20 protein-coding genes are annotated in these 21,975 nt (G+C 73.2%); 12 read left to right on the top strand and 8 right to left on the bottom strand.

The window, feature by feature from the left end; translation table 11 throughout:
- Nucleotides 1-75: 75 nt before the first annotated feature.
- From Q5762_RS28555 to Q5762_RS28525, 7 genes are all read left to right on the top strand, one after another.
- A complete protein-coding gene (locus Q5762_RS28555; RefSeq protein WP_315895136.1) occupies nucleotides 76-705 on the top strand; it encodes a TetR family transcriptional regulator in 630 nt (209 codons plus the stop codon).
- 192 nt (nucleotides 706-897) lie between these two features.
- Nucleotides 898-2,109 (top strand): alpha/beta hydrolase, encoded by a 1,212-nt coding sequence (locus Q5762_RS28550; protein ID WP_315895135.1) that lies wholly within the window; start codon nucleotides 898-900, stop codon nucleotides 2,107-2,109.
- A gap of 65 nt (nucleotides 2,110-2,174) precedes the next feature.
- Nucleotides 2,175-3,110, top strand: a complete 936-nt coding sequence (locus Q5762_RS28545; protein WP_399495282.1) for a DUF4429 domain-containing protein — start codon at nucleotides 2,175-2,177, stop codon at nucleotides 3,108-3,110.
- Nucleotides 3,111-3,320: 210 nt separating this feature from the next.
- Nucleotides 3,321-4,637: a sensor histidine kinase gene (locus Q5762_RS28540; protein WP_315895133.1), complete on the top strand. Its 1,317-nt coding sequence runs from the start codon at nucleotides 3,321-3,323 to the stop codon at nucleotides 4,635-4,637.
- A complete protein-coding gene (locus Q5762_RS28535) occupies nucleotides 4,634-5,320 on the top strand; it encodes a response regulator transcription factor (RefSeq protein ID WP_315895132.1) in 687 nt (228 codons plus the stop codon). The genes Q5762_RS28540 and Q5762_RS28535 overlap by 4 nt, the downstream gene beginning before the upstream one ends.
- A gap of 619 nt (nucleotides 5,321-5,939) precedes the next feature.
- Entirely contained in the window at nucleotides 5,940-6,929 is a 990-nt protein-coding gene (locus Q5762_RS28530) for an alpha/beta hydrolase (protein ID WP_315895131.1), read from the top strand.
- Nucleotides 6,926-8,131 (top strand): acyltransferase, encoded by a 1,206-nt coding sequence (locus tag Q5762_RS28525; protein WP_315895130.1) that lies wholly within the window; start codon nucleotides 6,926-6,928, stop codon nucleotides 8,129-8,131. The genes Q5762_RS28530 and Q5762_RS28525 overlap by 4 nt, the downstream gene beginning before the upstream one ends.
- A gap of 14 nt (nucleotides 8,132-8,145) precedes the next feature.
- Here the strand turns inward: Q5762_RS28525 and Q5762_RS28520 are convergent, their stop codons facing one another.
- The gene (locus Q5762_RS28520) at nucleotides 8,146-9,165 is read right to left on the bottom strand and encodes an aldo/keto reductase (protein ID WP_315895129.1); all 1,020 of its coding nucleotides are present in this window, start codon (nucleotides 9,163-9,165) and stop codon (nucleotides 8,146-8,148) included.
- On the bottom strand, nucleotides 9,162-9,557 hold the full coding sequence (locus Q5762_RS28515) for a MerR family transcriptional regulator (protein ID WP_315895128.1): 396 nt from the start codon (nucleotides 9,555-9,557) through the stop codon (nucleotides 9,162-9,164). Before Q5762_RS28515 ends, Q5762_RS28520 begins: the two co-directional genes overlap by 4 nt.
- 52 nt (nucleotides 9,558-9,609) lie before the next feature.
- Between Q5762_RS28515 and Q5762_RS28510 the strand changes: the two genes are divergently transcribed.
- Nucleotides 9,610-10,437, top strand: coding sequence for a serine hydrolase domain-containing protein (locus Q5762_RS28510; protein ID WP_315895127.1), 828 nt, complete (start codon nucleotides 9,610-9,612; stop codon nucleotides 10,435-10,437).
- 174 nt (nucleotides 10,438-10,611) lie between these two features.
- Here the strand turns inward: Q5762_RS28510 and Q5762_RS28505 are convergent, their stop codons facing one another.
- The 5 genes from Q5762_RS28505 to Q5762_RS28485 all read right to left on the bottom strand — a co-directional run bounded on the left by Q5762_RS28505 (nucleotide 10,612) and on the right by Q5762_RS28485 (nucleotide 16,344).
- Nucleotides 10,612-11,262, bottom strand: coding sequence for a hypothetical protein (locus Q5762_RS28505; RefSeq protein WP_315895126.1), 651 nt, complete (start codon nucleotides 11,260-11,262; stop codon nucleotides 10,612-10,614).
- A 56-nt stretch (nucleotides 11,263-11,318) separates the two neighbouring features.
- Nucleotides 11,319-12,758, bottom strand: coding sequence for a HAMP domain-containing sensor histidine kinase (locus Q5762_RS28500; RefSeq protein WP_315895125.1), 1,440 nt, complete (start codon nucleotides 12,756-12,758; stop codon nucleotides 11,319-11,321).
- A complete protein-coding gene (locus tag Q5762_RS28495; RefSeq protein WP_315895124.1) occupies nucleotides 12,755-13,438 on the bottom strand; it encodes a response regulator transcription factor in 684 nt (227 codons plus the stop codon). The genes Q5762_RS28500 and Q5762_RS28495 overlap by 4 nt, the downstream gene beginning before the upstream one ends.
- Before the next feature lie 72 nt (nucleotides 13,439-13,510).
- The gene (gene murJ / locus Q5762_RS28490) at nucleotides 13,511-15,172 is read right to left on the bottom strand and encodes a murein biosynthesis integral membrane protein MurJ (protein WP_315895123.1); all 1,662 of its coding nucleotides are present in this window, start codon (nucleotides 15,170-15,172) and stop codon (nucleotides 13,511-13,513) included.
- Nucleotides 15,169-16,344 carry a peptidoglycan bridge formation glycyltransferase FemA/FemB family protein gene (locus Q5762_RS28485; protein WP_315895122.1) on the bottom strand — a complete coding sequence of 392 codons (1,176 nt, stop codon included), beginning with the start codon at nucleotides 16,342-16,344 and terminating at the stop codon, nucleotides 15,169-15,171. The genes murJ and Q5762_RS28485 overlap by 4 nt, the downstream gene beginning before the upstream one ends.
- 224 nt (nucleotides 16,345-16,568) lie before the next feature.
- On the opposite strand from Q5762_RS28485, the gene Q5762_RS28480 reads away from it, so the two are divergent.
- Nucleotides 16,569-17,762: an Ig-like domain-containing protein gene (locus Q5762_RS28480; RefSeq protein ID WP_315895121.1), complete on the top strand. Its 1,194-nt coding sequence runs from the start codon at nucleotides 16,569-16,571 to the stop codon at nucleotides 17,760-17,762.
- 202 nt (nucleotides 17,763-17,964) lie between these two features.
- On the opposite strand, the gene Q5762_RS28475 is transcribed toward Q5762_RS28480, so the two are convergent.
- Nucleotides 17,965-18,627, bottom strand: coding sequence for a pirin family protein (locus Q5762_RS28475; protein ID WP_315895120.1), 663 nt, complete (start codon nucleotides 18,625-18,627; stop codon nucleotides 17,965-17,967).
- Between the two features lie 83 nt (nucleotides 18,628-18,710).
- On the opposite strand from Q5762_RS28475, the gene fasR reads away from it, so the two are divergent.
- From fasR to Q5762_RS28460, 3 genes are all read left to right on the top strand, one after another.
- On the top strand, nucleotides 18,711-19,892 hold the full coding sequence (gene fasR, locus Q5762_RS28470) for a fatty acid biosynthesis transcriptional regulator FasR (RefSeq protein ID WP_315895119.1): 1,182 nt from the start codon (nucleotides 18,711-18,713) through the stop codon (nucleotides 19,890-19,892).
- Nucleotides 19,893-19,981: 89 nt separating this feature from the next.
- The gene (locus Q5762_RS28465) at nucleotides 19,982-20,911 is read left to right on the top strand and encodes an ACP S-malonyltransferase (RefSeq protein WP_315895118.1); all 930 of its coding nucleotides are present in this window, start codon (nucleotides 19,982-19,984) and stop codon (nucleotides 20,909-20,911) included.
- A gap of 16 nt (nucleotides 20,912-20,927) precedes the next feature.
- The gene (locus tag Q5762_RS28460; RefSeq protein ID WP_315895117.1) at nucleotides 20,928-21,959 is read left to right on the top strand and encodes a ketoacyl-ACP synthase III; all 1,032 of its coding nucleotides are present in this window, start codon (nucleotides 20,928-20,930) and stop codon (nucleotides 21,957-21,959) included.
- Nucleotides 21,960-21,975: the final 16 nt, after the last annotated feature.

Here is a 21,975-nt window from a genome sequence, read left to right as displayed (position 1 = left end):
CAGTAACTGTCACTTAGCTCACAGGTACGCTGAGACGCACGAAGTGACGGAACGTGGCGGAAAGGGGGCCATGAGGTGACGATTTCGGGTCTGCGGGAACGGAAGAAGCAGCGCACCCGGAACGCGCTGCTGCGCGTGGCCCTGGAGCTGTTCACGACGCAGGGGTACGAGCAGACCACCGTGGACGAGATCGCCGACGCGGTCGAGGTCTCCCAGCGCACGTTCTTCCGCTACTTCACCTCCAAGGAGGAGGTCGCCTTCGCCGTCCAGCAGACGGTCGAGGAGCGCTTCGTCCAGGCACTCGCGGAGCGGCCCCCCGAGGAGGGCCCACTCGACGCCCTGCGCAACGCGGTGCTCTGCGCCTGGGACAGCATCGGCGAGGCGATCATGGAGGTGGTACCCGTCGAGCTGTACTTGCGGACCTTCCAGATGATCGAGTCGACACCGGCGCTGCTCGCCGTGCATCTGCGCCGTTCCATGGAGATGGAGGAGGCCATCGCCCGCCTCGTCGCCGCGCGCGAGGGCGTCGACGTGGACGAGGACCCCCGCCCGCGGATCGTGGTCGCGGCGTTCAGCGGCGTCATGCGGGTGACGGGCCAGCTCTGGGGCCGGGGCACCGACCTGAGCCTGGAGGGCATCCGCGCCCTGACCGAGGACTATCTGGACCACCTGGTTCCGGCGCTGGCGCGGGACTGGCGGGGCTGACGCCCCCTTTTCGTATACGAAGCCGCCCACCCCTTCCGCACAGGAAGCGTCCCGCCGTCGTCGCGCACGAGCCACCGCGTCCGCCTGCGCGTACGCGGGCGGGCACGGAGCGTTATCACAACCCGCCTCTCCCCGTGATCCGCCTCACTCGGCCGCCCGACCCGCCGCGGTCGTCTCCTAGGGTGTGGCGCAGTGACTTCCTTCGACTCCTCCCCCACGCTCTCCCTCTGGCGCATGCTGCTCGCGCTGGCCGTGGTGTTCGTCATGCTGGCGACCACCGGCTGGACGACGATCAGCCATCAGCGCGGGCCAGGGGAGTCCCGCGAGGCCGCGCTCGCCTCCTGGGCCCACGGCAGGATCGGCCAGCGGGCGCTGCCCGACCCGACCGGTCCCGCCCGTACGATCGCCGCCTTCTTCGCCTCGATCGGCCCCTCGCGGGGCGCCTTCCTGGCCGACGCGCACCCGCTCGTCGTCGGCAATCTCGACGGCGCTCCGGTCACGCTCCGCTACCGCGCCAACCGACTCTCGCTCGCCCGCGCCCTGGACGCCGAGCGGGACCGGGTGGACGATGCGCGGCTGAGCACCGACGGGCGGCGCGAGGCCGTGCGCCGCGCGCACCGCTTCGAGGCCCTCATGGCGCCCGACCGGCAGATCCTGGCCTTCGACCCGACCGGCGGCGGCCGCATGGCCGAGGTGATGGGCGATCTGGATCGGGCGCGCCGGGTCTCGGTGATCGTGCCGGGCGTCGACACCAATCTGCTCACCTTCCAGAAGACGGCCCGCCGCTACACGGCCCCCGTCGGAATGGCCCAGTCGCTGTACGCCGCCGAGCGCGCGGCCGCGCCCGGGACCCGTACGGCCGTCATCGCCTGGGCCGACTACACCGCCCCGGTGGGGGTCGGCATCGACGCCGCGATGGGGCGGCTCGCCTCGGCCGGCGCGGTACGCCTCCAGGCCATGGCGGGCGCCCTGCCCGGCGACTCGCGCGTCAGCCTGTTCTGCCACAGTTACGGCTCCGTGCTGTGCGGGGTCGCCGCGGACGACCTGCCCTCCCGGGTGACGGACGTCGTCGTGGCCGGGTCGCCCGGGATGCGGGTGGAGCGGGCGGCCGAACTGTCCACCCGGGCCCGGGTGTGGGCGATGCGGGACGCCGACGACTGGATCGCGGACGTGCCGCACCTCGCGGTCGGCGGGGTCGGGCACGGGGCGGACCCGGTGGAGCCGGAGTTCGGCGCGCGGCTGCTCTCGGCGGCCGGCGCGAACGGTCACACCGGCTATTTCGAGCCGGGCACGGTGAGCCTGGACAACTTCGCAGCCATAGGGGTCGGCTCGTACCGGAACCTGACCTGCGCGACCGCCGACAGCGCTTGCCAGAGCGGTATTTCCGGCGGCGCCGGGGTCTGACGCGCGTAGAGCGGCGGATTTCGGACCCTTGTACAGGGGCGACGCAGGGGCACGCGCCGCCTACGATGAGGCACATGGGTGATGTTCTGGCCGGAATTCATGCCTCCTGGGAGTTCGAGAGCGACGCCGTCTTCATCCGCTTCGAGCGGGGGATCCGTACACCGAAGCTCTTCCAGGCGCTGGGCGAACGGCATGTCCCGCACGAGGCGTTGGCGTCGGTGACGCTCACCCCGGGCAAGCGGGGCACGGTCGTGCTGCACGCGGAGCCGAGACGGGGCGCCGATCCGCTGATGGAGGCGGCCGCGGGACAGCTTCCGGAGGGAAGCGATCCGTACCGGCTCGTGCTGCCGGCCGAGCGGGAGACGCTCGCCGAGTACTACCGCGACGAGCTGCGGGAACGCCTCGTGGACGGGCGCGGTGGGTACGACGGGACCGGCGGGTACGACGGGCGCGGTGGGTACGACGGGTACGGCGGGACCGGTGACGAACCCGGCGGCGGTTTTCTGGTCGCGGCGCCGCAGGGGCCGCAGTCCTTCAAGGCGTACGACGGGGCGGCGAGCTTCGACGGCGCGTCGGAGGTCTCGTTCCGCTGGTTCTGGACGGGCGCGTCCTCGGAGAAGTGGAAGGCCGGCGACCAGACGTTCGCGGTACGGGACCTCAGCGGGGTCGAGTGGCGCTCGCCGGACGTCTTCGACGGCTACCTGCGCCTGCTGCCCCGCTCCGCGGAACCCCGGCCCGCCCAGGCGGACCAGGACCCGGCGGCCGTGGTCTTCGGCCTCGGCTACGGCCCGGTCCACAAGTCCCTGCCGTTCGCCGCGGCGGTCCTGGCGGCGATCCGGGGCGCGGGGCGGACGCCGGCCCCCGTGGACGCGCTGCCGGAGGCGCGCGACCCGGCGGGGGTCGCGGAGCGGATCCGGCACCTGGGGGAGCTGCACGCGGCGGGGCTTGTGACGGACGACGAGTTCGCGGCGAAGAAGGCGGAGTTGCTGGCGGAGCTGTGAGGGGGCGGGTCCGGTCCGTGGCGTCGAGCCCGTGGGGTCAGGTCCGTAGGGGTCAGGTCCGTAGGGGTCAGGTCCGTAGGGGTCAGGTCCGTAGGGGTCAGGTCCGTAGGGGTCAGGTCCCCGGGACCTCGTCATACTCCGGTATCACCCTTCGCGCGGGCCCTCGGTATGACGTCCGGCGTGGCATGCCCTGCCTAACCTGGGCGGGCCATGAAGAAGACACAGACCTCCCCCGAACTCCTCGGACGCGCGTCGAGACTGGCCGCGCGGCTCGTGCCCACGCGCGGGGCCTTGCGGGCCCTGGGCGTCGCCCTCGCGACGCCGACCGAGCCCGGCGCCCCCTTGCTCGCCGGCGCGCGCAACCGGTGGCTGCGGTTCCTCCCGTACGTCGTCGCGCTCGGCTTCGTCTGCTCGCTCCTCCCCGTCACCGTCACCGTCCTCGTCCAGGACTACGACGTGAACGGCGCCCTCGCCGGAGCGCTCGCCACCGCGCAGACCGCGCCGCTGCTGCTCGCCGTCACCCGTCCCCTCCAGGCCTGGTGGATCATCGGCGTCGCCGATGTCTTCGGCGCGATCGTGCTGCTCGGCGGCGACGGTCCCGATGGCCGGTCCTGGCCGTGGACGCCGATGGTCGTCGTCGGCTACCTCGCTCTGATGCTCGCCCTCGCGTTCCGCGAGTCCCGCAAGGCGCTGCTCGGGGTGTGGCTGGTGACCGGGGCCGCCGGGTTCCTGCTCGTGGCGCTTGCACCGGAGCACGACACCCGGATCCACATCCTCCTCTTCGTCCTGAGCGGGGTCGTCCTGCTCCTGACGGCGACGCTGCGCGAGCGCGGGGACGCCGAGCGCCGTACGCAGGAGGAACGGGCCCGCACCACGCTCCTGGAGGAGCGCGCCCGGATCGCGCGCGAGCTGCACGACGTCGTCGCGCACCACATGTCCGTGATCACCGTGCAGGCGGACTCGGCGCCGTACCGGATCCCGGATCTTCCGGAGGCGGCGCGCGAGGAGTTCACCTCGATCGCCGCGAGCGCGCGGGAGTCGCTCGCGGAGATGCGCCGGTTGCTGGTGGTGCTGCGCAGTGAGGGTACGGAGGGCGAACGGGCGCCGCAGCCGGGTCTGGACCGGGTCCAGCAGCTGATCGAGGCGACGGTACGGGCGGGGGTGCCGGCCGAGTTGTCCATGGCGGCGGAACTCGGGGACGTACCGCAGGCGGTGGATCTGTCGGCGTACCGGATCGTGCAGGAGGCGCTCGCGAACATCGTCCGGCACGCGCCGGGCGCGCCGACGCGGGTGTCGGTACGGGCCGAGGACGGCGGGCTCGTGGTGGTGGTCGTGAACGGGCCCGCTCCGCGGCCCAGTTCGCCGCTGGAGCGTGGGGACGGGACGGGTCACGGGCTTGTCGGCATGCGGGAACGCGTACGGTTGACCGGCGGCACGCTGGACACCGGGCCGCTGCCGGACGGCGGCTTCCGGGTCGCGGCCCGGCTTCCGCTGCGTACGGATACGGGTACGGAGGAGCTGTCGTGACCATCCGGGTGATCATCGTCGACGACCAGGCCATGGTGCGGGCGGGGTTCGCCGCGCTGTTGTCGGCGCAGGCCGACATCGACGTGGTGGGCGAGGCACCGGACGGGCGGCAGGGGGTGGACGTGGCCCGGTCGACGCATCCGGACGTGGTGCTCATGGACGTACGGATGCCGGAGATGGACGGGCTCGCGGCGGCGCGGGAGATCCTGAACCCGCCGGTGGGGGTCGTGCACCGTCCGAAGGTGCTGATGCTGACGACGTTCGACGTGGACGACTACGTGTACGAGGCGCTGCGGGCGGGCGCGTCGGGGTTCCTGCTGAAGGACGCGCCGCCGGCGGATCTGATCGCGGCGGTACGGGTGGTGGCGGGGGGCGAGGCGCTGCTGGCACCGTCGGTGACGCGGCGGCTGATCGCGGACTTCGCGGCGTCGCGGCCGGGGCCGCGGGGGGATCGGGCGGCGTTGCGGTTGAACGGGCTGACGCCGCGGGAGACGGAGGTCTTGGAGCTGATCGCTCGGGGGCTGTCGAACCAGGAGATCGCGGAGCGGCTGGTGTTGGCGGAGCAGACGGTGAAGACGCATATCGGGCGGGTGCTGGCGAAGTTGGATCTGCGGGATCGGGCGCAGGCGGTGATCTTCGCGTACGAGTCGGGGTTGGTGATCCCGGGCGACACGGGGCGCTAGCGCGCGGCCGCGCGGCGGAACGGGCATGGGCCTTGCCCCGGGGGCCCGTTGTGGCCTGCGCCCGGGGGGTGCCGCCGCCCCGCCCACCCCCGTGCGGGCAACCGCCCGCGCCTACCCACCCCGCGCGTGCGGGGGTCCCGCTTTCCCACCCACCCCCCGTGTGGGCAATCGTCCCGCAGGGGCGATGGGGGTCCCCCCTGCTCGAGCGAAGCCGAGAGCTTGGGGGAGGGTGGGCACACGGGACGGCGCCCATGCGGGCGCCTTCCGCACATGCGCCCCCCTGTACCCCGGGGCCGTTGCGCGTGCAGGTACCTCGGGGTGGGGCTAGGGGAACGGGGCGGACGCGCCCGCCAACGGTGCCGTTCCGTTGTGCCCACCCGCCCACAACAGAGCGGCGGGGGCCGCCCCAGCGGGACCGCTGCCCACAACGGGGCGGGGCGGGCGCCCACGTGCCCCCCTGCGGGGGAAAACCCCACCCCCTACCTGGGGTTCGTGCCTCCTCCCGCCCCTACCTGGGTATCACTTGCCACTTGGCGCCCCGGTGTGACGTGTCGTCACCCGTCCTCTTCCTACCTTCCTCTCGCCAACGAACGAGAGACACGAAGAGGGAGGGCGTCGCATGCGTCGCTTTACGAGGGCCCTGGTCACCGCCGCGCTTGCCACGACCGTGGTGGCCGGGACCGCGGGGTGGGCGTCCGGGACGGCGCAGCAGGCCGTGACCGGGGCGCCCGTCGGGGCCGAGGTCTGGCGGCGGGACGGGCTGCCCGACCCCGAGCGGACCAGTCCCGCCGACGTCGCCGCGTTCTTCGACGGCCTCAGCCCCGCCCGCCGGCAGGAGCTCGTGCGGGCTCATCCTTCCGTCGTCGGGAACCTTGACGGCGTTCCCCCTCGGCTGCGGTACCAAGCCAACGCCCGCACCCTCGACGGCCAGTTCGCCGGCCAGCAGGTTCTCGCCGCCGACCCGCGCGGCCGAGGACAGGTCGCCCTCGTCTACGGCGACCTCACCGCCGCCGCGCACGTCGCCGTCGTCGTACCCGGGTCCGACATCGACGCCGGGAACGTCCGGCCCCTCACCGACATGGCCGAGGCCCTCCGCCGCGCCACCCACGGCCGTACCGCCGTCATCGCCTGGGCCGGCTACACCACCCCCGTCGGTGTCGGCGTCGACGCCGCCTCCGGCGATCTCGCCGAGGCCGGGGCCGAGCGGCTGGCCCGGCTGACCGACGGCCTCGCCGCCACCCGAGCCGCCGGGGCGGCCGAGCCGTCCCTGTTCTGCCACAGCTACGGCTCCGTCGTCTGCGGTCTCGCCGCCCACCAGCTCAAGGCCAAGGACCTCGTCGTCTTCGGCTCCCCCGGCATGCGCGCCGCGAGCGTCGGCGCGCTGGGCACCGACGCCCGGGTCTGGGCCGCCAAGGACCCCACCGACTGGATCGACCGGATCCCGAACGTCCGGTTCGCCGGGCTCGGCCACGGCGCCGACCCCACCGACCCCGAGTTCGGCGCCCGCCGCGTCCCCGCCGACGACGCCCGCGGCCACAACGGCTACTTCGCGCCCGGCACGCAGTCCCTCCGTACTTTCGCCGCCATCGCCCAGGGAGACGTCCGATGAGCACGCTGACCACGCTCGCCGCTCGCGTCGAATCCCGTACCCCCGCCCATCGCGACCGCGCCATCGACGGGCTGCGCGCCCTCGCCCTGCTCGCCGTGCCCACCGGGCACTGGCTGCTCGGTGGGTTCACCCTCTCCGCCGACGGCGCCATCCACAACGCCAGCCCGCTCGCCGCCTACGCCGGTCTCGCGCCCGCCAGCTGGATCCTTCAGATGCTGGGGATCTTCTTCCTCGTCGGGGGGTACGCGTCCGTGCTCTCCTACCGGCGGCATCAGGGCACCACCCGCGCCTGGCTCGGCGGGCGGCTCGCCCGGCTCGGCCGGCCCGTCCTCGGTGTCACCGCCGTCTGGGCGGCCCTTCTTCCCCTCCTGCACTACGGGTTCGGGGTGCCCGGCGACACCCTGCGGACCGCCTCCACGCTGGTGATCCAACCGCTCTGGTTCGTCGGGGTGTACACCGTCGTCACCGCCCTCACCCCGCTCTGCGTGCGCGCCGCCCGGCGGGCCGGCGTCTGGGCCGCCGCGCCGCTGCTCGGCTCCGTCGCCGTCGTCGACTTCCTGCGCTACGGGCCGTACGCGGACTCCGTGCCGTCCTGGCTGAGCCTCCTGAACATCCTCCCCGGCTGGCTCTTCGCCTACCAGCTCGGCGTCTCCTGGGGCGAGGGGCGGGTCACCCGGCGCCACGCCTGGGGGCTGCTGCTCGGCGGCGCCGCGCTCTTCGCCGCGCTGCTGCTCGCCTTCGGCTACCCGGCGTCGATGGTCGGCGTGCCGGGCGAGGTCCGCACCAACTCGCACCCGCCGTCGCTGCTCGTCCTCGCCCTCGCCGCCGCACAGAGCGGCGCCGCGATCCTGCTCCGCGACCGGCTCGGGAAGCTCCTGAAGCGGCCCGCGCTGTGGGCGCCGGTCGTGATCGTCAACCTGTCCGCGATGACGATCCTGTGCTGGCATCAGACGGCGATGCTCGCCGCCGCGATCCCCGCCTCGTACGCGGGTGAGATCCCGGGCCTGGTCGGCGCACCGGACTCGGTCGGCTGGATCCTCGCCCGGCTCGCGTGGATGCCGCTCTTCGCCGGGCTGCTGGTCCTGATCGGGCGGTACGCGCGCCGCTTCGAGGCCCCGTGGACGAAGACCGGCCCCGCCCGCCGCACCGTGGCCGGACTTCTCGCGGCGGGGTTCGCGGTCTTCGCCCTGGGGCTCGCGTGACCTCGGCAGAGCCTCTACTCGCGCGCCGCCGACGTGGAGCTCATGTCCGGGTAGCGGTCCCCCGCCACCTGGGCCGCGATCGGCTCCAGTTCGGCCAGCTCCGGGGCGGTCAGCGTGAGCCGGGTCGCCGCCGCGTTCTCCATCAGGCGGCTGCGCTTGCGGGTGCCCGGGATCGGGACGACCGTCAGGCCGTGCACGGCGGCGCGCTGCTGCACCCAGGCCAGGGCGACCTGCGCCACCGTCACACCGTGGTCCGCCGCGATCTTGTGGAGCGGCGCGAGCAGGGCCGTGTTCCGGGCCGCGTTCTCGCCGGTGAACCGCGGCTGGAACTTCCGGAAGTCGCCGCCCGACAGGTCCTTCGAGGCGTCCGCGAACGCGCCGGTCAGAAAGCCCCGGCCCAGCGGCGAGTACGGCACGAAGGTCACCCCGAGCTCCGCCGCCGCGCCCACCGCGCTGCGCTCCACGTCCCGCGAGAACAGCGACCACTCCGACTGCAGGGCCGCGATCGGGTGCACCGCGTACGCCTCGCGCAGCTCCGCGCCGGTCACCTCGCTCAGCCCGAGCTGCTTGACCTTGCCCTCCCGTACCAGCTCCGCCATCGCCCCCACCGACTCCTCCAGCGGGACCTGCGGGTTGCGGCGGTGCATGTAGTACAGGTCGATCGTCTCGATGCCCAGCCGGCGCAGGCTCGCCTCCACGGCCTGCCGGATGTACGCGGGGTCGTTGCGGATGCCCCGGTAGTGCGGGTCGTCGGCGCGCCGCTCGATGGCGAACTTGGTGGCGAGGACGACCTCGTCGCGGTGGCGGGCGAGGAACGGCGCCAGGAACTCCTCGTTGGCGCCGCTGCCGTAGATGTCGGCGGTGTCGATCAGGGTGACGCCCACCTCAAGGGCGGCGTCGAGGGTGTCGCGGGCGGCGGCCTCGTCCGTGTCGCCGTAGAACTCGCTGATGCCCATGGCGCCGAAGCCCTGGACGCCGATCTCGGGTCCGTCCTGGCCGCCGAGCCGTACGGTGTCGATCCTGGTCATGGTCATGAGGTCGTGCCTCCGCAGGTGGTTCCGTAATGACCGATCTTGATGTCGAGCACGGCCAGCGCGTCCTGGAGCTCGCCGATCCGGGAGAGGACGTCACGGCGGGTGGTCTCCAGGAGCTCCCGCCGTTCGTCGCGGGTGTGGTCGCCCTCCCGCACCAGCTCCGCGTACCGCACCATCCCGGCGACCGGCATCCCCGTCAGCCGGAGCTTCCCGACGAACGCCAGCCAGTCCAGGTCGCGCTGGGAGAAGCGGCGCTGCCCGGTGTGCGAGCGGTCGACGTGGGGCATGAGCCCGATCCGCTCGTACCAGCGCAGGGTGTGCGCGGACAGACCGGTCAGGGCGGCGACCTCGCTGATGGTGAAGTGGGCGGCGCTGCTCTCGATCACGCTCATGGTCCCCACGCTAGGACCTTGGAGTGCACTCGAAGCAAGTAGGCTCGGCCCCATGTCGTTGCAGAGCCTGGCGTTGACCGAGAACTGGCCCGTCCCCACGGCGGCCGCCGCCGTCGTCCGCGCGGACGGCACCCTGGCCGGGGCGCACGGCCCCACCGGACAGCGGTTCCCGCTCGCCTCGGTCACCAAGCCGCTGGCGGCGTACGCCGTCCTCGTCGCGTACGAGGAGGGGGCGATCGACCTCGACGAGCCGGCCGGGCCCGAGGGCGCGACGGTCCGGCACCTGCTCGCGCACACCTCCGGGCTCGCCTTCGACGAGCAGCGGGTCATGGCCGCGCCCGGCACCCGCCGGATCTACTCCAACACCGGCTTCGAGGCGCTCGGCGACCATGTCGCCAAGGCGACGGACATCCCCTTCGCCGACTACCTCCACCAGGCCGTCCTGGAGCCGCTGGGGATGACGGCGACGACGCTGGAGGGCTCGCCCGCGAAGGACGGCGTCTCGACGGTGGACGACCTGGTGCGTTTCGCGGCCGAGGTGCAGGCGCCGCGGCTGCTCGACGCGCGGACGGTCGTGGACGCGATGACGGTGACGTACCCCGGTCTGACCGGCATCCTGCCCGGCTACGGGCACCAGCGGCCCAACGACTGGGGGCTCGGTTTCGAGATCCGGGCCGGCAAGGCGCCGCACTGGACGGGCGCTTCGTCCTCGCCGCGTACGTTCGGCCACTTCGGGCAGTCCGGCACGTTCCTGTGGATCGACCCGGACGCGCGCGCCGCGTGCGTGGCGCTGACCGACCGCGCCTTCGGGCCGTGGGCGGTCGAGGCCTGGCCGCCGTTCACGGACGCGGTCCTCGCGGAGCTGCGCGCCGGGGCCTGAGCTAGGGCCTGTCCGGCGGATCAGGGTCGGATAGGCCGCGGCGTCTGGTGCGGTGCATCGCAAGGCGCCGAAGCGCCTCGATAGCGGAGCTATCGGGGTGTTTCGGCAACGCCGCGAGGTGCCGTGCCAGGCGTCGCGGCCCCGGCCATGATCCGCCGGACAGGCCCAAGGCCTCTAGTCGGTCGCGGGGCAGGACTGGGCCGGCAGGGAGCCGTCCGGGCCGGCGAGGATGACCGAGACCAGACCCGCGGGGTGCTGCGAGAAGGCCGTCGTACAGACGATCTGCTGGACGGCGAGCGGATCCAGGTCCGTCACCGGACCCGTGGACCTCACCCGGAACACCGGCAGGCCGTCCTCCCCCAGCTTGACCGCGTCCGGGCTCACGAACAGCTCGTTCGCGCGGGACTCCGGTCCCGGGAGCCGGGTGCGCAGGCCGGCGGCGCGTTCGGCGTCGGTGGGGCCGGCCATCAGGGCGGCGAGCACCTTCAGGGGCTTGCCCGGGTCGTCCTCGGACGCGTCGAGACGCGACTCCGCGCCGGTCACGGGCGTGCCGTCGGGGTGGGTGGGGGTGGGCACCGGCCCGTTCTCCGGTACGCCGTCCCCGTCCCGTACGACCGGCAGCAGACGCCCGTCGCCGCCGACGAAGAAGAGCGTCATCCTGAGCGCGGTCGGCGGGAAGACGGGCACGGCCGCCGCGTCACCGGCCTCGACGACGTCGGTGCCCCGGATGCCGCAGGCCCCGAGGGCGAGGAGCAGGACGAGAGCGGCCGGTAGGCGGCGGTACGCGCGCCCGTTCGCGCGCAGGAACCCGCGGTGCGCGCTCACCCTCCCGCCCCCCTTCCCACTCGCATTCCCGCTCGCGTTCCCCCGCACGTTCGCGCTCACAGCGGGATCCTCACCGTGAAGACGGCCCCGCCGTCGGGGTGGTCGGCGGCGACTACGGTGCCGCCGTGGAGCCGTACGTTCTCCTGGGTGATCGCGAGACCCAGACCGCTGCCGGACGACCGGGTGCGCGCCGGGTCGGCCTTGAAGAAGCGGTCGAAGACGTGCGGCAGCACCTCGGGCGCGATGCCGGGCCCCCGGTCGATCACCTCGGTGACCAGCCAGGGTCCTTCGGTGGACAGCCGTACCGTCACCGGCGGGCGGCCGTGCCGCAGCGCGTTGCCGACCAGGTTGGCGACGACCACGTCGAAGCGGCGCGGGTCGAGCCGGGCGCGGATGCCGGGCTGGAGGTCGGGGACGACCTGGTCCGGGTCGGTCCAGCGGCGGCCCGCCAGGGTCCGGTGGATCGTCTCGGCGACGTCCACCTCGTCCGTGTGCAGCTCGGCCGCGCGCGCGTCGAAGCGGGAGATCTCCATCAGGTCCTCGACGAGGACGGCGAGTTTGACGGTCTCGGCGCTGACCAGCCGGACCGCGCGGGCGGTGTCCGTGTCGAGGGTGGCGGCGTCCTCGTCGAGGACCTCGGTGACGGCCAGCATCCCGGCGAGCGGGGTGCGCAGTTCGTGCGAGACGTCGGAGGCGAACCGGCGGGCGCGGGCCTCGGCGCGCTGGAGCTCCGCGACCGAGCGTTCGAGCGCGGCGGCGGACTCGTTGAACGTCCGGGCGAGATCGGCGAGTTCGTCGCTGCCCTTGGCGTCGATACGGGTGTCCAGCTCGCCCTGTCCCATGCTGTGCGCGGCGCGCCTCAGGTCCCGTACCGGACGCAGCACGCTCCGGGCGGCGATCAGGGCGGGGACGAGCGCGACGGCGATGGCCGGCAGGGCGCCGCCGCGCGCCGCGGCCACCATGGCGTCGATGTTCTGCTGCTCGTTGCTCATGTCCACGACGGCGTAGATGACCAGGCCGGTGGGCCGGGCGTCGGCGCCGGGGCCCGGTCTGAGGAGGGCGGGGACGGCGATCGTGAGGTAGGCGGTGCCGTTCTTGACGACCCGCTGGAAGCCGGCGTGCGTGGTGTCCTGGGTACTGCTCTGGGCACGGGCGCGCAGTTCGGGGGTGAGGACGCTGGAGGTGGGGCGGTCCGTGGAGGAGACCCAGAGGTCGCCGTACTCCGCGTAGACCCGCCAGGGGTGCGGCTTGCCCTGCTTGGCGATCCGGAACAGCTCGTCGCGCAACTGGTCCGGTTCGACGGGCAGTGTGGTGGACAGCGTCCCCACCTGCTCGCGGAAGGCTGCGACGGCGGTGTCCTGGGCCTGTTCGAGGATGGCGTTGCGCGCGGCCCGGTAGGTGAGCGCGGCGGTGGTGACGCAGCCGACGGCGGCGACCAGGAGGAAGGCGAGGACGAGCCGGGTACGCAGCCCGAAGGGGCGGAGGCGGCGCTTCACAGCGGTCCGAAGCGGTAGCCGAAGCCGCGCAGGGTCTGTATGTAGCGGGGCGTCCCTGGGGCGTCCTCGATCTTGTTGCGGAGGCGGCTGACGCAGGCGTCCACGAGGCGGGCGTCGCCGTGGTAGTTGTGCTCCCAGACGTGTTCGAGGAGCTGCTGCCGGCTGAAGACCTGCTCGGGGTGGGCGGTGAGGTGGAGCAGCAGCTTGAGCTCGGAGGGGGCGAGGGCGAGGCGCTCGCCGGACTTGGCGACGGTGAGGCCGACCCGGTCGACGGCGAGCGAGCCGTGGAACTCGACGGCGGGCCGGCCGGCGCCGGGCTCCTCGATGCGGCGCAGGACGGCGCGGATACGGGCCTCGATGACCTCGGTGCGGGCGGGTTTGACGATGTAGTCGTCGGCGCCGGCCTCCAGGCCGATGACGACGTCGAAGTCGTCACCGCGTGCGGTGAGCATGATGACCGGCAGCTGGCTGGTCTCCCGGACCCGGCGGCAGACCTGGACGCCGTTCATGCCGGGCAGCATCAGGTCGAGCAGCACCAGGTCCGGCTGGAACTCCGCGAGCAGCACGAGCCCCGCCTCGCCGGTCGCGGCGGCCCGTACCTCGTGTCCTCGGCGCCGCAGGCCGAGTTCGACCCCTTCGCGGACGGAGGGGTCGTCTTCTATGAGGAGCACGCGAGGCATTCGAGCAGTATCCCAAGGTGAGGAGGGGCGGGACGGGGCGGGGATTTGTCCGGGTGCGGGGGTGCCTCGTGCTCAGCCGCGCCGCGCGAGCGCGCGCCCGCGCCGGGCGACGGTCGTCAGCAGGGCGCTGACCTCCGTGAGCCGGAGCGGCCGGGCCAGCAGTGCGAAGACCGCGAGGACGGCGAGGCCGCCGGCCAGGGTGGCGGGCAGCGCGCCCGCCGGGGCGGTGGTGTCGGCGACGAGCAGTCCGAACCCGGCGGCGGGGGCGGCGGCGAGGAGCAGCCGCGCGAGGGAGCCGACGGCTCGGGGCGCGGTCCCGGGGTCCCCGTGCGCACCACGCAGGCGGCGGCGCAGGACGTACGCGGTCGCCGCCCAGCCCGCCCAGAGCGCCACCGAGTAGCCGGCCGCCATGCCCGCCACCACCCAGGTCGGGGGCAGGAGCCGGTACGCGGTCAGGGACAGGGCCGCGTTCAGCGCCGCGATCACCAGGTTCAGGAGGAAGGGCGTCCGGGTGTCGCGCAGCGCGTAGAAGGCACGGGTGCAGACGTACTGGCCCGAGAAGGCGATAAGCCCCGGTGCGAAGGCCATCAGGATCCAGGCCATCGCCCGGATGTCGTCCGCGCCGGTCCTGCCGTACTGGAAGACCAGGCCCATCAGCGGCACCGCGAGCGCGAACAGCGCGCAGGCCGCCGGGACGACCGCCGCCGACGCCGTGCGGAGCCCGTACGAGACGTCCCGCCGCACCCCCGCCAGGTCGCCGTCCGCCGCCGCCCCGCTCATCCGCGGCAGCAGCGCCGTCACCAGGGAGACGGTGACGATGCCGTGCGGCACGGCCCACAGCAGATAGGCGTTGTTGTACGCGGCGAAGCCGAAGCCGCCGCCCCCGCCCAGGGCCTCCGCGCGCTGCCCCGCCGCCGTCGCGAACGTGGTCGTCACCCAGTACGCGGCCTGGTTGGTGAGGACGAGCAGCACCAGCCACCCGGCCGACCGCAGCGGCGCGGTGAGCCCGCTGCCGCGCAGGTCGAAGCGCGGGCGCCAGCGGAAGCCGGCGGCCCGGAGGGAGGGGACGAGCGCGAGGGCCTGGAGCGCGATGCCCGCTGTCGTACCCCAGCCGAGCAGCGCGGTCTCCCCCGCCGTGAGGTCCCCGCCCACCGCCGTCACCAGGTACAGCCCGAAGACGGCGATGACGACGACGTTGTTGAGGACCGGCGTCCACATCATCGCGCCGAACCGGCCGCGCGCGTTGAGGACCTGGCCGAGCAGGGTGAAGAGGCCGAGGAAGAATATCTGCGGCAGGCAGTACCGTGCGAAGGCGACCGTCATCGACTCCCGCGCGCCCGTGTAGTCGGTGTACGCGTCGACGATCGCCGGGGCCGCGAGGACCGCGCCCGCCGTGAGGACGAGCAGCGCGCAGACGCAGACGGTGAGGAGGCGGTCGGTGTAGGCGACGCCGCCGTCCTCGTGCTCCTTGGCCGCCTTCACCAGCTCCGGGACGAAGACCGCGTTGAGCGCGCCGCCGAGGAGCAGCATGTAGACGATGGTCGGGATCGAATTGCCGACCGCGTACCCGTCGGCGATCCCGCCGACGCCGAGCGCCGCCGCGACGATCGCCGAGCGGACGAATCCGGTGGCCCGCGAGACCAGCGACCCGGCGGCCATGAGCGCGCCGCTGCGCAGCACGGACGGCGCGGCACGGTCCTTGGCCTCGCCCGCCTCCACCAGGGTCGTCGTCATCGGCGGGCCAGGTACGCCTGGAACGCCCGGTACAGCGCGTGGTTGGTCGTGCCGGCCAACGGTGTCTCCCACTCCCCCAGCGTCTCGACGGCCTGCCCGCCCGTGCCGAGCTTCCAGCGCAGCAGCCCGTGGGCGCGGTCGTCCGGGTCAAGAGTGGAGGGTATCCCGCGCATGTCGTAGACGTCCGCGCCGACCGCGTGGGCGTCCAGCAGCATCCGCCACTGCAGGGCGTTGGAGGGGCGGACCTCGCGGCGGTGGTCGGCGGAGGCGCCGGTCTGGTACCAGACCCGCTTCCCCACCGTGATCATCGTGTGGGCGGCCAGGGTCTCGCCCTCGTGGCGGGCGAGATAGAGCTTCATCCGGCCGGGCTGCTCGGCGTTGAGGACCGCGTACTGGCGTTCGTAGTACGCGAGGGAGCGGCCGAGCCGGAAGCCGTCGCGTTCCTCGGTGATCCGCAGGAGCCGGTAGAAGTCGGGCAGGTCGGCCGCCGAGCCGACGACGATCTCGACCCCGGACTTGCGGGCCTTGCGGACGTTGCGCCGCCACTCCTGGTTGAGGCCGTTCCACAGGTCGTCGGAGCTACGCCCGGCGAGCGGGACCCGGTAGACGTGACGGGGCTGGGCGTCGGCGCCGTCGGACTCGCCGGTGGAGTCGCCGCCGCAGCGGCGCCAGCCGCGCGAGCGGAGCCGTTCGGCGACGGCGGTGCCGAGCGGGTCGACCTCGTCGGCGAGGACGTCGGCGAGCCGCCGGCCCGGCCCGGTGTGCGCCTTGAGGGTGGCGGCGTTCCAGCTGCGGAAGGCGGGCGTGGGGCCGATGCGTACGGCGAAGGCCCCGGCGGCGCGCAGGTGCTGGAGCAGCGGGGTGAGCCAGCCGTCGACGTCCGGGTCGGACCAGTCGGCGACCGGCCCCTCGGGGAGGTACGCGAAGAACTTGCGGGTGCCGGGGAAGGGGCGCAGCAGGACGAGTGCGGCGCCGGTCGGTGCGGCGCCGGACTGCGGTCCCCAGGCGAGGAGTTGGTGGCGCCAGCCGTCCTTGACGCCGGCCCAGGAGGGGCACTGGAGGAAGCTGGGGCCCGCGTCGCTCCGGGCGAGGAGGGCGCGGTACGTCTCGACGGTGACGGGCTCCAGGCGGGTGGTCTGCGGCGGTGCGGCCGTCACGAGCAGAGCTGACACAACGTGAGCCTCCTTGTTCCGCCCCGCGTTCGGGGGCCGCCCCTCGGTCGGGGCCGCCCCCTCGGTCGGGGGGCGCACAGGATGTTCACAGCCGTCCTTGACCGCGCCGCACGTCGTGTGTGACCGGAGTGTGACCGTTCCTCCGCAGCCCCTGTCACAGAGCCTGCGGGGGCCGTTCGGCGGCCTACAGTCCGGGCATCCCACACTTTTTTCCGGAGGCCTCCGTGACTCGCCCAGTGACTCCCGCACGCACCCGAATACGCCAGACGCTCGCGGCCGTCGCCCTCTGCGGCTCGCTCACCGCCTGTACGGCGGGGGCGGTCGGCGCATCCCGTACGAACGAGAGCGCGGAGGCGGCCCCGGAGGCGGCGGCGACGGTGACCGTCGTGCGCCCGGCGGCCGGGCGGACCGTGACCGTGACGGCGGCGGGCGGCAGGCTGACGACGGTGAAGGTCGTCGACGCCGAGGGCGGTGTGCTGGTGGGCCGTACCGGCGCCGACGGGACGTCCTGGGTCTCGGACCGGAAGGCGGTGCCGGGCACCTCGTACCGGGTGGAGGCGACGACCCGTACGGCGGGCGGGAAGGAGACGTCGGCCCGCTCGACGTTCAGGACCGCCCCGGCCTCACAGGTCAACAAGCTGACGCTGGCGCCCGGGAAGAACACCACGGTCGGGGTCGCGCAGCCGCTGTCGATCGTCTTCGACCGGCCGGTGACGAACAAGGCCGAGGTGGAGAAGCAGCTCAAGGTGACGACCTCGAACGGCGCCGTCGGGTCGTGGGGCTGGCTGAAGGACTGGTCGGGCAAGGACCGGGTGGACTGGCGGCCGAAGGAGTACTGGAAGCCGGGCACCCGGGTGGATCTGGACGCGACGCTCGACGGGACGGACTCGGGCGGGGGCTGGTTCGTACGGGACTACCGGACCGGGTTCACGGTCGGGGGCGCGAAGCAGGTCGTCAAAGTGGACCTGGACCGCAAGAGGCTGGTCCTGGAGCGGGACGGGCGGGCCGTGCGCACGATCCCCGTATCGGGCGGGACACCCGGCGGCGACAAGCGGTCGTGGCGGGGTACGGCGGTGCTGATGGCGAAGGAGGGCACGATCAACATGAACTCGGAGACGGTCGGGCTCGGCGACGCGTACGACAAGATGGTCGACTACTCGATGCGGCTCACCTGGTCGGGGATGTACGCGCACGCGGCGCCCTGGAACGCGGCGAACTTCGGGCGCGCGAACCGGAGTTCGGGGTGCATCGGGATGAGCGACGCCGACGCGGCGTGGTTCTACGGCCAGGTCCGGGCCGGGGACCCCTTCGAGATCAGGGGCGCGGACACGAAGGGCACGGTGGCGGAGGGCAACGGCTACGGCGCGTGGAACGTGAGCTGGGAGGACTGGCGAGCCAAGAGCGCGGCGGGCCGCTGAAGCGGCCGGGGGGCGGGGGCGTGGGCGCGGGGCCGGGGGGCGTGGCCGACGAGCTTGAGCGTGCGGGTCCACGGGGCGTGGGGGACGCGGCGGACCGCGCCCGCCAGGGCGCCGCTCCGTTGTGCCCACCCGTTCCTCCCCCTAGGGCCTCGCCCTGGGGGGACCCCCGCCGCGGCACGAATGCCCACACCGGCACCCGCCGTCAGGCCGCCCGCATCTCCCAGAGGAGGAGTTCCGCGTCCGACGTGGCCAGGACCGCGAGATCCTGGGCGTCGGTGACGCGGGCCGCGTCACCGGGGGCGAGTTCCTCGCCGGCCAGCCGGACCGTGCCGCGCACCACGTGCGCGTAGACGAGGTCCGCGTCCGGGACCGCGGTGCGCTCGCCCTGCTCCAGGCGGCGGACGTGCAGCATCGAGGCCGCCTCGGGGAGGGCGTACGGGGTGGAGTCGGCGATGCCCCGGACGATCTCGTACGCGGGGTCGCCGCCGGGCTCCAGCGGGGCGAGCCACATCTGGACGAAGACCAGCGGCACGTCGGCGTCGTTGCGCTCCTCGTGCCGTACGCCCGCGGCGGAGCTGAGCCGCTGGACGTCGCCGGGCCGGACGACCGTGGTGTGGCCGGCGGCCGTGTCGTGGTGCGTCAGCTCGCCCTCCACGACCCAGGTGACGATCTCGGTGTGCCGGTGCGGGTGCTCGTCGAACCCGGCGCCGGGCGCGAGCCGCTCCTCGTTGCAGGCGAGCACGGCGCCGAAGCGGAGGTTGTCGGGGTCGTAGTGGGCCCCGAAGGAGAAGGCGTGCCGGGTCTCGATGCCGGCGTCGGCGTCACCACCGGGGTAGCGGTCACCGGCGCGCTGGATACGAATCACGGGGTTACGGTATTGCCTCGCCGCCACAACCCCCAGGCAGCACCCGCGCGCATCCCGCTATGCCGATGAGGCACCCTTAGTCCGTGTCTGAACCCACGAACGCCGCCCATCCCCACTCCGCCACCCTGAAGCGCCTCGAACAGTCCTCCGGGCGGCTTGCCGCCGATGCCATTGCCCGTATGGACCAGACGCTGCCGTGGTACCGGGCGATGCCGCCCGAGAACCGGTCGTGGATCGGTCTGGTCGCCCAGGCCGGTATCGCCGCGTTCACCGAGTGGTTCCGGCACCCGGAGACCCCGCAGGCCATCTCCACCGACGTGTTCGGGACCGCTCCCCGCGAGCTGACCCGGGCCATCACCCTGCGGCAGACCGTCGAGATGGTCCGGACCACCATCGAGGTCATGGAGACGGCGATCGAGGAGGTCGCCGCCCCCGGCGACGAGTCCATCCTCCGCGAGGCCCTCCTCGTCTACGCCCGGGAGATCGCCTTCGCGACCGCCCAGGTCTACGCCCAGGCCGCCGAGGCCCGCGGCGCCTGGGACGCCCGCCTGGAGTCGCTCGTCGTCAACGCGGTGCTCTCCGGGGAGGCCGACGAGGGCGCCGTCTCCCGCGCCGCCGCCCTCGGCTGGAACTCCCCCGAGCACGTCTGCGTGATCCTCGGCACCGCCCCCGACGGCGACAGCGAGCTGACCGTCGAGGCCATCCGCCGCGCCGCCCGGCACGCCAAGCTCCAGGTCCTCACCGGCGTCCTCGGCAACCGGCTCGTCGTCATCGCCGGCGGCAACGACAACCCGCTCGCCGTGGCGAAGGCGCTGATCGGGCCGTACGCCGCCGGTCCGGTCGTCGCCGGACCCGTCGTCCCCGACCTGCTCGCCGCGACCCGGTCCGCGCAGGCCGCCGCCGCCGGGCTCAAGGCGTGTACGGCCTGGCAGGACGCCCCGCGGCCGGTCCTCGCGGACGATCTCCTGCCGGAGCGCGCCATCGCCTCCGACCCGTCGGCGCGCGAGCAGCTGGTGGAGGAGATCTACAGACCGCTGGAGGAAGCGGGCTCGGCGCTGCTGGAAACTCTGAGTGTCTACTTGGAGCAGGCGAGCAGCCTGGAAGGCGCGGCGCGGATGCTCTTCGTGCACCCGAACACCGTGCGCTACCGGCTTCGACGTGTGACAGACGTCACCGGCTGGTCACCCTCCGATGTCCGGTCCGCGTTCACGCTGCGGATCGCGCTCATCCTGGGGCGCTTGGCCGACGGAGATTCGCAATCCTAGACTTTTGTCGAACACCAACAATTACCCCGACGGTTCTTCGTCCTAGTCCCCACGGGCGCCAAGAGCCGTCCCCAAGAGAGAGTGTGAGGGTGCTCGTACTCGTCGCTCCCGGCCAAGGCGCCCAGACGCCCGGCTTCCTGACTCCCTGGCTCGAACTCCCCGGTGCCGCCGACCGTGTCGCGGCCTGGTCCGAGGCCATCGGACTCGACCTCGCCCACTACGGCACGAAGGCGGACGCGGACGAGATCCGTGACACCGCCGTGGCCCAGCCGCTCCTCGTCGCCGCCGGACTGCTGTCCGCCGCCGCGCTCGCGGAGGCCGTCCCCGGCCTCGCCCCCGGCGCCGTCGCGGGCCACAGCGTCGGCGAGATCACGGCCGCCGCGTTCGCCGGTGTCCTCGACGAGGCAGCCGCGCTGCGTCTCGTACGGACGCGTGGTCTGGCGATGGCCGAGGCCGCCACGGTCACCGAGACCGGCATGTCCGCGCTGCTCGGTGGCGATCCCGAGGTGACCGTCCCGCACCTGGAGAAGCTCGGCCTGACCCCGGCCAACGTCAACGGCGCCGGCCAGATCGTGGCCGCCGGCACCCTGGAGCAGCTGGCCGCGCTGGACGCGGACAAGCCCGAGGGTGTCCGTCGCGTCGTCGCGCTGAAGGTCGCCGGCGCGTTCCACACGCACCACATGGCCCCGGCGGTGGCGAAGCTGGCGGCCGCCGCGAAGGAGCTGACGGTCTCCGCGCCGACCCTCCGCTACGTCTCCAACAAGGACGGCCAGGTCGTCACCGAGGGCGCGGAGGTCATCTCCCGGCTCGTCGGCCAGGTCGCCAACCCGGTCCGCTGGGACCTGTGCATGGAGACCTTCAAGGAGCTGGGCGCGACGGCGCTGATCGAGGTGTGCCCCGGCGGCACCCTGACCGGTCTCGCCAAGCGCGCGCTCCCGGGCGTCAAGACCGTCGCCCTGAAGACCCCCGACGACCTCGACGCGGCCCGCACGCTCGTCGCCGAGCAGACTGCAGCCTGAGAAGGAGCCGTAGAGCATGTCGAAGATCAAGCCCAGCAAGGGCGCCCCGTACGCGCGGATCATGGGTGTCGGCGGCTACCGCCCCACCCGGGTCGTGCCGAACGAGGTGATCCTCGAGACGATCGACTCGTCCGACGAGTGGATCCGCTCGCGCTCCGGCATCGCCACCCGCCACTGGGCCTCCCCCGAGGAGACCGTGACCGCGATGTCGGTCGAGGCCTCCGGGAAGGCCATCGCCGACGCCGGGATCACCCCGGAGCAGATCGGCGCGGTGATCGTCTCCACGGTCTCGCACTTCAAGCAGACCCCGGCCGTCGCCACCGAGATCGCCGACAAGATCGGCGCCGGCAAGCCGGCCGCGTTCGACATCTCCGCCGGCTGCGCGGGCTTCGGCTACGGCCTGACCCTCGCGAAGGGCATGATCGTCGAGGGTTCGGCGGAGCACGTCCTCGTCATCGGCGTCGAGCGGCTGAGCGACCTGACCGACCTGGAGGACCGCGCGACGGCCTTCCTGTTCGGCGACGGCGCCGGCGCGGTCGTGGTCGGCCCGTCCGACGTGCCGCACATCGGCCCCACGGTGTGGGGTTCGGAGGGCGACAAGTCCGAGACGATCAAGCAGACCGTGCCGTGGGACGAATTCGCCATCGGCGATGTCTCCAATCTTCCCCTCAACGAGCAGGGTGAGATCAAGTTCCCCGCCATCACGCAGGAGGGTCAGGCGGTCTTCCGCTGGGCCGTCTTCGAGATGGCGAAGGTCGCCCAGCAGGCGCTGGACGCCGCCGGAATCTCGGCGGACGACCTGGATGTCTTCATTCCGCACCAGGCGAACATGCGGATCATCGATTCGATGGTGAAGACTCTCAAGCTGCCGGAGCACGTCACGGTCGCGCGTGACGTCGAAACCACCGGCAACACCTCGGCCGCCTCGATTCCGCTCGCGATGGAGCGGCTTCTGGCGACCGGCAAGGCGAAGAGCGGCGACACGGCGCTCCTCATCGGCTTCGGGGCGGGTCTCGTCTTCGCCGCGACGGTCGTTACTCTCCCCTAGGCACCCCCGGATCTTC

Origin of the sequence: Streptomyces sp. P9(2023) (assembly GCF_032436795.1) — a bacterium.
Lineage (GTDB): Bacteria > Actinomycetota > Actinomycetes > Streptomycetales > Streptomycetaceae > Streptomyces.
The sequence above is the reverse complement of the archived record's forward strand: the minus strand, read 5'-3'. Positions and strand labels throughout refer to the sequence as shown.